This is a genomic window from Methylosinus trichosporium OB3b, assembly GCF_002752655.1.
In the GTDB taxonomy this organism is placed as follows: Bacteria; Pseudomonadota; Alphaproteobacteria; order Rhizobiales; family Beijerinckiaceae; genus Methylosinus; species Methylosinus trichosporium.
Map to the genome: position 1 here is coordinate 3,265,617 of NZ_CP023737.1, position 11,630 is coordinate 3,277,246.

Here is an 11,630-nt window from a genome sequence, read left to right on the forward strand (position 1 = left end):
TGTGCCGGGCTGGCGGAAAGCTTGTCTCAACGTCCATATGAGCATCGGATCGGGCTCAGGGTAGACGTAACGGTTCATTCCGTCATCAGTTGGGGCGCCGAGTGGAATATTGGCGAAGATCGCGGGCGGCGTCGACAGGATTCGTCGCGAGCATGGTAAAGTTCTCGACAGCGCCACGCTCAGGCTCACGCTTCGCTCGCGGCCTCCGTGCAGCGCGCGCAGCGGCCGGCGATCTCGAGAACACGGGTGCGCGGCTCGAAGCCGACCGCCGCGCTCGCGCTCGTCAAAGCGCCCGCGAGCGTGGGCGAGGTCGCCTCGCGCACCTCGCCGCATTCGTCGCAGATGAAGAAGATCACCGGCTCGCCGTCCTCATGAGCGTGGCCGCAGACGACGAAGGCGTTGCGCGAGGCGAGCCGATGCGCGAGGCCCTGGTCCAGGAGATAGCCGAGCGCTCGGTACACCGAGATCGGAGCGGGACGCTTGCCGTTCTCCACCGCAAGCAGATCGATCATCTCATAGGCGCCGACCGGGCGGTTGGCCTTGGTGAGAATGTCGAGGGCCGCCCGCCGCGCCGGCGTGAGGCCGCGCTGCGGCGCTCGCTTCTTGTTCATGCCCCATTGTAGCGCGGCGCCGCGCCGAAGACGAGCGCGACGACGACCGCCGCCGCCCGACGCGCTGCTTGCGCGCGCGGCGGGCGACACTATAGTCGCGCCTCGATTTCGGCTGCGGCCCCGTCCAGGAACAGAGAAGACATGTCTCGCCAGAAGAAAGACATCAAACGCGTCGTCCTCGCCTATTCCGGCGGCCTCGACACCTCGATCATCCTCAAATGGCTGCAGACGACCTATGGCTGCGAGGTGGTGACCTTCACCGCCGATCTCGGCCAGGGCGAGGAGCTGGAGCCGGCGCGCGCCAAGGCGGAGCTGCTCGGCGTCAAGCCCGAGCATATCTTCATCGAGGATCTGCGCGAGGAGTTCGTGCGCGACTTCGTCTTCCCGATGTTTCGCGCCAACGCCCAATATGAGGGGCTCTATCTGCTCGGCACCTCGATCGCGCGGCCCTTGATCGCCAAGAAGCAGATCGAGATCGCGAGAAAGCTCGGCGCCGACGCCGTCTGCCATGGCGCGACCGGCAAGGGCAACGACCAGGTGCGCTTCGAGCTCGGCTATTATGCGCTGGAGCCGGACATCAACGTCATCGCGCCCTGGCGCGAATGGGATTTGACCTCGCGCACCGCGCTCATCGACTTCGCCGAGAAGAATCAGATTCCGATCGCCAAGGACAAGCGCGGCGAGGCGCCCTTTTCGGTCGACGCCAATCTTCTGCACACCTCCTCCGAGGGCAAGGTGCTCGAGGATCCGGCGCAGGAAGTGCCTGATTACGTCTTCTCGCGCACCATCGATCCGGAGAAGGCGCCGGACGTTCCGCAATATGTGACCATCGACTTCGCGAAGGGCGACGCCGTCGCCGTGGATGGCGTCGCGCTCACGCCGGGCGCGCTGCTGACCAAGCTCAACGAGCTCGGCCGCGCCCATGGAATCGGCCGGCTCGACCTCGTCGAGAACCGCTATGTCGGCATCAAGTCGCGCGGCATGTACGAGACGCCCGGCGGCGCCATTCTGCTCGTCGCCCATCGCGGGATCGAGAGCGTGACGCTCGACCGCGGCGCCGCGCATCTGAAAGACGAGATCATGCCGAAATACGCCGAGCTGATCTACAACGGCTTCTGGTTCGCGCCCGAGCGCGAGATGCTGCAGGCGCTGATCGACAAGAGCCAGGAGCTGGTCACCGGCCGTGTGCGGCTGAAGCTCTATAAGGGAAGCGCCGCCGTCGTCGGGCGCGAGAGCCCCTATTCGCTCTATGACAAGGAGCTCGTGACCTTCGAGGAGGGAGCGGTCGCCTATGACCATCGCGACGCCGAAGGCTTCATCAAGCTCAACGCGCTGCGCTTGCGCACGCTCGCCAAGCGCAACGCCCGCGGCGCGAAAGGAGCATAATTTCCATCGGCTCGCCCAAGATTTCCTTCAGCTAGCCTTGGAGAAAACCACAATCGGTCGCACATTGACGTCAGATTCGGGCTTCGTGACCGAGGCTGACCGAAAATGACACGAACCCTTCTCGCCGCCGTCGCCGCCTGTCTCGTGGTCGTCGGCGGCATCGCCGCCGCGCTCTACGCCTATAATCGGCCGACCGAGCTGCGCGTCGCCGTGGCGCAGAGCGCGCAGGATTTCCGTCTGATGACGGCGGCGGCGCAGACTTTCGCGCATCAGCGCGAGGAGGTGCGCCTCAAGGTCGTCCCGGTCGCCGACGCCGCCGCGGCCGCGGCCGCTCTCGAGCACGGATCGAGCGACCTCGCCGTCGTGCGCAGCGACGCTCTGCCGCCGGCCGCGCGGGCGCTGGTGGTGCTGCATCGCAACGCCGCGCTGCTGATCGCGCCCGGCGGAACCAGGCTGAAGCGCATTGCCGATCTGCGCGGCAAGAAGGTCGCAGTGGTGCAAGAGGTCCCCGGCGCCCAGTCCAACGCACGGCTGCTCGAGACGATTTTGGATCAATACGACATTCCGCGGCAGAGCGTGACGACCACCGTCGTCGCGCCCGGCGGCGTCGAAGACGCGCTGCGCGCGCGCGCCGTCGAGGCGATCTTCCTCGTCGCTCTGCCCCAGTTCGGCGTCGCCAGCGAGGTCGTCGCCAAGATCGCCGCGGCCGGCAATGGCAAGCCGCCGGTGTTTCTGCCGATCGCCGAGGCCAAGGCGATCGCCAAGCGGGTGCCGACGCTGGAGACGACCGAGGTGTTGCGCGGCGCGCTCGGCGGGGACCCGCCGCGCCCGGCCGAATCGCTGGAGACGCCGAGCGTCGCGGTGCTGCTGGTCGGCAGGCCGATCATCGCCGCCAGCGTCGCCGGCGAGCTCACGCGCGAACTGCTCGTCCATCGCGCCGCGCTCGCCGCGCTCGCGCCGCTCGCCAATTACATGGAGGCGCCGTCCACCGACAAGGATTCGGCGGTGCCCGCGCATCAGGGAACGATCGACTTCATCGACGGCGACGAGCACGGCTTCTTCGACAAATACAGCGATTTTCTCTATCTCGGCGCGATGCTGACATCGCTCGTCGGCTCGGCGGCGGCGGCGCTCGCGAGCCGCCTGCGCATCTCGACGCAGCTGCGCTCCGAGCGGCTGATCGAGCGCCTGCTGGAAATTCTCCCGGCGGCGCGCGCCGCGCCCAACGCCGCCGAGCTCGATGATTACGAGCGCGAATTGGATCAGGCGATCGTCGACGCCATGGCCGATGTGCGGCTGCGCAAAATGGCGCCTAGCGAGCTGCATATGGTGTCGCTGGCGCTCGATCAGGCGCGCCTCGCCATACAGGAGCGCCGCCGCGCGCTCGGCGAGACGCGCGGCGAGGTCGCGGAGGTCACGCCCTTGCGCAGCCTGCGCGAGGTGCGCGCGGGAGAGTAGGCGCGTGTGGAGGGAGCGAACCTGTAAATCTACTGCGTCACGAGAGCCGCTATGATTGGGGCGGCGTCATTGCGAGGAGCGAATTGACGAAGCAGCCCAGGGGCCGCCCCGCGGCTGAAGGATTGCTTCGCTTCGCTCGCATGACGCTCCAACGTCCGTTGGCCGACATCGAGACACCTGTTTTTGAGTAATTTTTCATTGTGTGACGCAGTAGACGAAGGCTCGCTCGTCTCGCCTCGCTTTGATATACGAAGCCGAAATGCGCAGGATCGGCGCGTTGCGAAGCAGCGCGGCCCCGCGCTCCCCGGTGAGGACGACTGATTGACTCTCCATCTCGAGGATCTCGCCGTCGGCCAGCGCTTCCACGCCGGCCCGGTCGAGGTGACCCGCGAAGCGGTCGAAGCTTTCGCCACGCAATTCGACCCGCAGCCCTTCCATCTCGATGCGGAGACGGCGCGCGCGACCTTCTTTCACGAGCAGGTGGCGAGCGGCTGGCACACGGCCGCGCTGACCATGCGCATGCTCACGCAATGCGCGCCGCTCGCCGGCGGGCTCATCGGAACCGGCGGCCGCATCGAATGGACGCAGCCCGTGCGTCCCGGCGATCAGCTCTCGGTGGAAGCGGAGATTCTCTCTGTCGCGGCGCGCCCCGGCGCCGAGCGCGGCGTCGTCGAAATTCGCGTGACCACGTCGAATCAGACGGGCGAGACGGTGCAGCGGCTGACGGCGAAAATCCTCGCCTTCACCCGTCAGGACGAAGGCGGCTGATCGGCCTATCTGTTCTTCTGAAACGCGCGCAGCAGCCGTCGCATCGCGACGAGGCCGGCGCTGCGCGTCGGATCATAGGTCGGATTGCCGTTGCAGAAGCCGGCCGCATAATCGGTGGCGACGGCGACGCCGGCGAAAGGCAGGGCGAAACGCCGCGCCAGAATGGCCTCCGGCGCGATCGACATGCCGATCGCGTCGACGCCGAGCAGGCGCGCCAGCCTGGCTTCCGCGGGCGTCTCGAAGCTCGGCCCCGAGAGCCACAGCAACACGCCCTCGCTCATCGTGACGCCCGCTGTGGCCGCGGATTGCTTGAGGCGGCGCATCAGCCGCTTGTCATAGGCGGCGTTCATATTGACGAAATTGTCGCCGGCGGCGCCGATCAGCGGATTGAGGCCGCTGAGATTGATGTGATCGGCGACGCTCAGCAGCGATGGCGGCAGCAGGTCGGCGTTGGTCGAGGTGACATGGCCGGTCGACAGCACGGCGCGGACGCCGAGCAGCGACAGCGTCTCGAAGGCGCTCGACATGAGGCTCGGATCGCCGGAGGAGTAGAATTCCGGTCGACCGCGGAAGAACATCATCGGCGAGCCTTCGACGAGACCGATCGTCAGATCGCCGCCGGGGACGGGAGGAAAGCCCGGCAGCTCGCCATAGGGGACGCTGGTCGCCTGCTCGGCGATGTCGGCCGCGGCGAGAAAATCCCGGCCGAGCACGACCGCCGTGTCCACTGGTCCGAGCCGGCCGAGAGCGCCGATCTTGTCGGCGGCGGCGCGCGCAGGGGTGCTCATGTATCGCCTCGCGATTCGATTCGCGGGACAGCTTGTCAGCAGCGCGCGCCCGCCACAAGGGGGCGCGCGGCAACGCATGGACCGAGACGTGGTTTCTTTTTCGATAAATCGTTCAGAAGACTTTGACTGGATAGACAATTTGGCAAGGTTTTCAGCCTAGCGTCGCCGCGTTCCAAAAAGGACGGCGCGACGCCGCAGCCCCGTGTTCTGCGGCCTGCTGTCATGATTTGCGCGCAATGCGGCGCCGAGCGGCTCCGGCCGTCGTTTCCAGTTGCGATTCGAAGAGGATCGACCCGCCATGACTTTCGACGATCTCGGGCTCACCATCAAGAGTTTCGTTCCACTCGGCGTCACGAGTCTGTTGTTTCTGGGCGTGACCGGGCTCGGGGCCTATCGCGTGACCAATCTCGCGCAGAGCTACGAACAACTGGTCGAGCACTCCGACGCGTCCGCCATTCGCATGCTCAGATCCAATCGCGCGCTGACCGAGATCGGCTATTCCGTCCATTCGATGCTCGCCCATGATTCGCAGAATGCTCTGCATCGGACAGCGAAAGAAGAGTTCGAAAGCTCCGGCCCGCGAATCGACGGACTGCTGAGAGAGGCCGCCGCGCTCGATCCGTCGCGCGCCACGACGATCGAAGGCTTTCGCACCCGCATCGCCGCGGTCGTCGAGCAGGCGCGCGCCGCCGTCGCGACGATCGAGAGCACGCCGTCGCTCGACAATGGCTCGAAACTGCAGCCTCGGGATCTCGACCGACTCGCCGAGCTCGTGAGAGCGCTCGCGCCCATCGATGCGGAGATCGCCGCGCTCGCGCATCAGATGCGCGCTTATTACGTCGCCGTCGTCGCCGAGAATCAGGGGACCGGCCAGGACCTCTCGCGTCGCGCCGATCAGACGATTCTGGCGATGCTGGCGCTCGGCGCCATCGCGGTGATGCTCGGCGCCGCCATCATGTTCTATGTGTCGGGTCGCAAGATCGGCCGGCCGATCCTGCGGCTCACCGCGCAGATGGGCGAAATCGCCGAGGGCGGATGCGACATCGTCGTCGAGGGCGTCGCCCGGCGCGACGAGGTCGGCGCAATGGCGCGAGCGCTGGACACGTTCAAACGCAATGCGCTGGAGCTGCGCGCGGCCGAGGCGCGCGACGCCGAGCAGCGTCGCAGGACCGAGGAGGCCGAGGCGCGCCGCCGCGCCGAGCAGGCCGCCGCGGACCACGAACGCGAGGCGGCGCTCGACGCGATCGGCGCCGGCCTCGCGGCGCTCGCCGACCGAAATCTCACCCATCGGCTGGCGTCCGCCGTGCCTGCGGCCTATCGCCGCCTGCAGAACGATTTCAACGCCGCGGCGGCCCAGCTCGAATCGGCGCTGGCGCATGTCGCCGGCGGGTCCGAGGCGATCGGCTCCGGCGCGTCGCAGATCGCATTGGCAGCGGACGACCTCGCGCGCCGCACCGAGCAGCAGGCGGCGGCCCTGGAGGAGACCGCGGCGGCGCTCGAGGAGATCACGACGACCGTGCGCCGCAGCGCCGAGGGCGCCGGACACGCCAGCGCGATCGTCGGCTCGACCAAGACCGAGGCGGAGCGCAGCGGCGCGATCGTCCGTCGCGCCGTCGACGCCATGGGACGCATCGAGAAATCCTCCGGGGAGATCGGCCAGATCATCGGCGTCATCGACGAGATCGCGTTCCAAACCAATCTCCTCGCCCTCAACGCCGGCGTCGAGGCGGCGCGCGCCGGCGACGCCGGCAAGGGCTTCGCGGTGGTGGCGTCGGAAGTGCGGGCGCTGGCGCAGCGCTCGGCCGAGGCGGCCCGGGAGATCAAGAGCCTCATCGCGACCTCGACCATCGAGGTCGGGCAGGGCGTCGATCTCGTCGGCGAGACCGGCCGGGCGCTGGACACGATCGTCGCTCAAGTCGGCGAGATCGACCGGGTCGTCACCGACATAGCGGTCGGCGCGCGCGAGCAGGCGACGAGCCTCGCCGAGGTGAACACGGCCGTCGGCCAGATGGACCAAAGCACGCAGAAGAACGCCGCCATGGTCGAGGAGACGACGGCCGCGAGCCATAGCCTGCGCCGCGAGACCGAGGAGCTGGCGCGGTCGGTGGCGAGCTTCCGCCTCGGCCAGCGCCCCGGCGGCCGCTCGCAGAACGCGCCGCGTCCGGCGCTGAAGCAGGTCGCGAGCGCCGGATCGGGCGCCGCGGTCCGCAAGGCCGAGGCCGACGATTGGGCCGAGTTCTGAGCCTGGAGCGCTTTCCGATCGAACGGAATTCGATCGATCAGAATTCGCTCAAACGAAAGAATGCTCTAGTCTCCAGGCGCGGCGACGACATCGCCGGCCCGCCGCTCCACTCCGAGACATGAGGCGAGCAGGCCTTCGATCAGCGTCTGGCGATCCGTATCGGCGCGCTCGCAGAGCGGGCCGATTTCCAGAATGTCGCGCAGGATCGCGACGCCGATCGTGCTGGCGATGAACAGCGCGGCGCGCTGCGGCGCTTCCGGCCCGCCGAGCGTGGCGGCGAGCGGCTCGATGAAATCGCGCGAGCAATGAGCGCGCAGCGCGCTTCTGGCGAGCGGGCTGGTGAGCGAACGAATGAAAATCTGCAGGCCCTCGTTCTGGCAGGGCGCAAAATTGCGGCGGGCGAAGGCGGCGCACAGCGCCTCGTGGTCGGCCGTGAGCAGATCGGAAGGGGAGGTTGCCGCGATCACCGCCGCGAACAGCTGGTCCTTCGAGCCGAAGGAGCGGTGGACGAGCGCGACATCTAGCCGCACATCGGCGGCAATATCTCTCAGCCTGACTTCCTCGTAAGATGCGCGCGCAAAACGCGTGATCGCCGCCGCCAATATTTTCTGCTTGGTGGCCTCCGCGGACCTTTTGCCCGCTTTTTCCTCACGCATCTTTTCGATTCTCCCCGCCGCCCGGCCGACCAGACTATTCTTCCGACGTCGGCGGTCAATCTCGCGAGAGGGCGTTCTGCAACCTTTCCGGTCTGGCTCGGGCGCTCCCGCGGCCCTGCGACGGAGTCAACCATGGTTGACTTGTTAACCAGGTCTCGACTATTCCGCCCTCTGCGCCGCTCACGCTCGAGCGGCGACAGTGTTTCGATCGAAACCTGGGGGAGGGACCATGACTATCAAGAACAGCCTTTCGGCTATCGCGATCTCCGCCGCGCTGGCGGCGGGAGCCGCTCAGGCGGCCGATCTGCCGTCGCGCAAGGCGGCGCCGGACTTTGCGCCGCCGCCGCCGGTTTTCTCCTGGACCGGCGCCTATGTCGGCCTCAACGCGGGCGGCGCATTCAAGGCCGACAACGGCCTTGGCGGCGACTACAGCGGCGTCGTGGGCGGCGGCCAGATCGGCTATAATCTGCAGCTCTCGCCCCTGTTCGTCGTCGGCCTCGAGACCGACTTCCAGGGCACGAGCCTCAGCCGCAACACTTGGTTCGGACAGCAGGTGAGCCTGCCCTGGTTCGGCACGGTGCGCGGCCGCGTCGGCGTCACCCTGTTCGACTCCCAGCTGCTGGCCTACGGCACGGGCGGTTTCGCCTATGGCGAGGTGAAGGCGCCGTGGTCCAGCGACACGCACACCGGCTGGACCGCCGGCGGCGGCGTCGAATGGGCGTTTCTGCCCAATTGGTCGGCGAAGGTCGAATATCTCTACACCGACCTCCAGAACAACTCGGGCTGGGGTTGGGTCGCTCCGCAGCGCGCCAAGTTCCACACGGTCCGCGCCGGCGTGAACTATCACTTCAACCTGTTCTGATCGGCCGCGCGCATGACTCGCTGCGGGAGAGCGGGTCATGCGCGACGGGCGCGAAGAACACGGCGCAAAGAAAAGGGGCGAAGCGGCCGACCGGCTCGCTTCGCCCCTTTCGTTTGGCTCGACCTGCGGGCGGTCAGCCCTTGGCGGCGGCGGCGACCTCGGCGGCGAAGTCGCTCGTCTCCTTCTCGATGCCCTCGCCGAGCGCATAGCGCAGGAAGCCCTTGATCGCGATCGGCGAGCCGGCCTTGCCCTCGTGCTCCTTGAGAGTCTGGGCGATGGTCTTGCCGCTGTGATCCGGGTGGTTGGAGACCTGATCGAGCAGCACGACCTCCTTGTAATAGGTCTTGAGGCCCGACTCGATGATCTTCTCCAGCACATGGGCCGGCTTGCCGGCGTTCTTCTCGGCGAGCAGCGCCTTCTCGCGCTCGATGGTCGCGGGATCGAGGCCGGAGGCGTCGAGCGCCAGCGGATTGGCGGAGGCGACATGCATGGCGATCTGCCGCGCCAGCGTCGACAGCACCTCCTTGTCGCCCTTCGATTCGAGCGCGACGATCACCGCGATCTTGCCGAGTCCATCGGAGATCTGCGTGTGCACATAGCGGCTGACCGCGCCCTCGACGGCGAAGCCGCCGGCGCGGCGCAGCGTCAGATTCTCACCGATGGTGGCGATGCCGGAGGTGATCGCCTCGGCGACCGTGCCGCCGCCCGGATAGGCCTTGCCGGTGAGCTCCTCGGCGCTCGCGGCGCCGGAGCTGAGCGCGACGTCGGCGATCGTGCGGACGAGCTTCTGAAAGTCCTCGTTGCGCGCGACGAAGTCGGTCTCGGAATTCACCTCCACCACGACGCCGACGCCCTCGCCGACAATGGCGGCGACGAGGCCCTCGGCGGCGACGCGGCCGGACTTCTTGGCGGCCTTGGAGAGGCCCTTCTTGCGCAGCCAATCGACGGCCGCCTCGATGTCGCCATCGGTCTCGGTGAGAGCGGCCTTGCAATCCATCATGCCGGCGCCCGTGCTCTCGCGCAGGTCCTTGACGAGAGCGGCAGTGATCGTGGCCATGGGTTCGACCCCTTGTAAGAGCGTTGGGCGCGCCGTCGGACCGACGGCGCGCGGATCATTGGACGAGAATATGACGCTGGCGCGAAATCAGGCCGTCGCCAGAGCGCGCGCCTGATCGATCCAGCCGTCGCGGGTGATGCGCCCGTTGAGCTTCAGATCATGGTCGAGCTTCTCGATGTCGCCCGGCTGCATCGAGGCGACCTGCCAATAATGGAAGATGCCGCCGTCATTGAGCTTCTTGACCAGCTGCGGGCCGACGCCATGCAGCTTGGCGAGATCGTCCGGGGCGCCGCGCGGCGCCGCCAGCAGCTCGAAGGGCTCGAGCGCGATGTCGACCTCGGCCGCGGCGTCGGCGGCGACGGTCTCGGGCGAGCGCAGATCCTCATGGACGGTCCCGAGCGCCGGCTCGGCCATCGGCGCCTCCATCGCGCCGATGTCCATGCCGGATAGGCCCTGGCTGCGCGAGATGCCGTCGATCGCCGCGCGCGCGATCAGATCGCAATAGAGCGCGATGGCGCGGCCGGCGTCGTCGTTGCCGGGGATCGGATAGGTGATGCCGTCCGGATCGCAATTGGTGTCGAGAATGGCGACGACCGGGATCTTGAGCCGGCCCGCCTCCTTGATGGCGAGCTGCTCCTTGTTCGTGTCGATGACGAACAAGAGGTCCGGCGTGCCGCCCATGTCCTTGATGCCGCCAAGCGCCTTCTCCAGCTTTTCCTTCTCGCGCGTCAGCAGCAGGCGCTCTTTCTTGGTGACGCCGCCGGAGCCGACCGAGAGCTGCTCGTCGAGCTTGCGGAGACGCTGGATGGAGCCGGAAATGGTCTTCCAATTGGTGAGCGTGCCGCCCAGCCAGCGGGAGTTGATGTAATATTGCGCGCTGCGCCGGGCGGCGTCGGCGATCTGGTCCTGCGCCTGACGCTTGGTGCCGACGAACAGCACGCGCCCGCCGCGCGCCACCGTGTCGGAGACGACCTTCAGCGCCTGGTGCAGCAGCGGCACCGTCTGGGCGAGGTCGATGATGTGGATGTTGTTGCGCGCGCCGAAGATGAACGGCGCCATCTTCGGGTTCCAGCGATGCGACTGATGGCCGAAATGCGCGCCGGACTCGAGCAGTCCGCGCATGGTGAAATCGGGAAGCGCCATTTTTTGTTTCTCCGGTTGAGCCACGGCGAAAGCGTCGAGGAGAGGCCGGACGCGCCGGCCACCGGAACGGGTCCTTGAAGCAGGAACCGCTTTGGACTTTCGCCTGTGAGATGGCCGGGCTTATAGGCGAGAACGCCGCAGCCGGCAAGGGGGCGAACGACAGCGAACGCCGGGCGCGCCGAAGCTCCCTCCCTGTGCGCGGCAGGCCGCAAATTGGCCGATTTGTTCGGGACAGATCGCGGGCCTTCGGTCCGCTCACGGTCCGTATTAAGGTCCATTCGATCTCTCCAAGGAGTGTTTACATCATGTCACGCAGCCTCATCGCCGCCTCGCTCGGCCTCGCCCTCGCTTTCGCGCTCGCGCCGACCCTCTCGCACGCCGCAAAGCGCCATGCGGCGCCGGCCGCCTCCCAGAGCGAGGATGCGGGCGACCCCGCCGCCGCCGGCCATGACGACGCCGCCGCCGCGGAGCAGGAGGCGGCCCAGCAGCAGCAGGCGGCCGAGGGCAAGGGCAAGCCCGCCAAGCGCGCTCACCACTCGAAGAAGTCCAAGGCGAAGGCGCATGATTCGGAGCGCAGCGACGCCGAGGCCGCCGCGGCTGCAGCCTCCGCCGCCGGGGCCGGCGCCGGCGCGGCGGCAGGCGGGCTCAGCGACGACTGA

The 11,630-nt window shown here is 67.6% G+C and carries 11 protein-coding genes; 6 read left to right on the plus strand and 5 right to left on the minus strand.

The features are described from left to right. Nucleotides 1–185: 185 nt before the first annotated feature. A complete protein-coding gene (locus CQW49_RS15655; RefSeq protein WP_003610144.1) occupies nucleotides 186–611 on the minus strand; it encodes a transcriptional repressor in 426 nt (141 codons plus the stop codon). Between the two features lie 141 nt (nucleotides 612–752). On the opposite strand from CQW49_RS15655, the gene CQW49_RS15660 reads away from it, so the two are divergent. The 3 genes from CQW49_RS15660 (at nucleotide 753) to CQW49_RS15670 (ending at nucleotide 4,223) form a co-directional block, all read left to right on the plus strand. Beyond that, nucleotides 753–1,997, plus strand: coding sequence for an argininosuccinate synthase (locus tag CQW49_RS15660; RefSeq protein ID WP_003610143.1), 1,245 nt, complete (start codon nucleotides 753–755; stop codon nucleotides 1,995–1,997). Nucleotides 1,998–2,102: 105 nt separating this feature from the next. Further along, nucleotides 2,103–3,455: a type 2 periplasmic-binding domain-containing protein gene (locus CQW49_RS15665; protein WP_003610141.1), complete on the plus strand. Its 1,353-nt coding sequence runs from the start codon at nucleotides 2,103–2,105 to the stop codon at nucleotides 3,453–3,455. A gap of 321 nt (nucleotides 3,456–3,776) precedes the next feature. Beyond that, nucleotides 3,777–4,223 (plus strand): MaoC/PaaZ C-terminal domain-containing protein, encoded by a 447-nt coding sequence (locus CQW49_RS15670; protein ID WP_003610139.1) that lies wholly within the window; start codon nucleotides 3,777–3,779, stop codon nucleotides 4,221–4,223. Between the two features lie 5 nt (nucleotides 4,224–4,228). Here the strand turns inward: CQW49_RS15670 and CQW49_RS15675 are convergent, their stop codons facing one another. Further along, entirely contained in the window at nucleotides 4,229–5,011 is a 783-nt protein-coding gene (locus CQW49_RS15675) for a phosphorylase family protein (RefSeq protein ID WP_003610137.1), read from the minus strand. Between the two features lie 298 nt (nucleotides 5,012–5,309). Between CQW49_RS15675 and CQW49_RS15680 the strand changes: the two genes are divergently transcribed. Then, nucleotides 5,310–7,253, plus strand: a complete 1,944-nt coding sequence (locus CQW49_RS15680) for a methyl-accepting chemotaxis protein (protein WP_003610135.1) — start codon at nucleotides 5,310–5,312, stop codon at nucleotides 7,251–7,253. Nucleotides 7,254–7,318: 65 nt separating this feature from the next. Here CQW49_RS15680 and CQW49_RS15685 read toward each other — a convergent pair whose 3' ends face one another. After that, nucleotides 7,319–7,909 carry a TetR/AcrR family transcriptional regulator gene (locus tag CQW49_RS15685; RefSeq protein ID WP_003610133.1) on the minus strand — a complete coding sequence of 197 codons (591 nt, stop codon included), beginning with the start codon at nucleotides 7,907–7,909 and terminating at the stop codon, nucleotides 7,319–7,321. 229 nt (nucleotides 7,910–8,138) lie between these two features. Between CQW49_RS15685 and CQW49_RS15690 the strand changes: the two genes are divergently transcribed. Continuing rightward, nucleotides 8,139–8,771: an outer membrane protein gene (locus CQW49_RS15690; protein WP_003610132.1), complete on the plus strand. Its 633-nt coding sequence runs from the start codon at nucleotides 8,139–8,141 to the stop codon at nucleotides 8,769–8,771. A 133-nt stretch (nucleotides 8,772–8,904) separates the two neighbouring features. Here the strand turns inward: CQW49_RS15690 and tsf are convergent, their stop codons facing one another. Both tsf and CQW49_RS15700 read right to left on the minus strand, forming a co-directional pair. Then, nucleotides 8,905–9,828 carry a translation elongation factor Ts gene (gene tsf / locus CQW49_RS15695; protein WP_003610131.1) on the minus strand — a complete coding sequence of 308 codons (924 nt, stop codon included), beginning with the start codon at nucleotides 9,826–9,828 and terminating at the stop codon, nucleotides 8,905–8,907. 87 nt (nucleotides 9,829–9,915) lie between these two features. After that, nucleotides 9,916–10,971, minus strand: a complete 1,056-nt coding sequence (locus CQW49_RS15700; protein WP_003610130.1) for a 30S ribosomal protein S2 — start codon at nucleotides 10,969–10,971, stop codon at nucleotides 9,916–9,918. A gap of 305 nt (nucleotides 10,972–11,276) precedes the next feature. Here CQW49_RS15700 and CQW49_RS15705 point away from each other — a divergent pair, with 305 nt between their 5' ends. Next, nucleotides 11,277–11,630, plus strand: coding sequence for a hypothetical protein (locus CQW49_RS15705; RefSeq protein WP_003610129.1), 354 nt, complete (start codon nucleotides 11,277–11,279; stop codon nucleotides 11,628–11,630).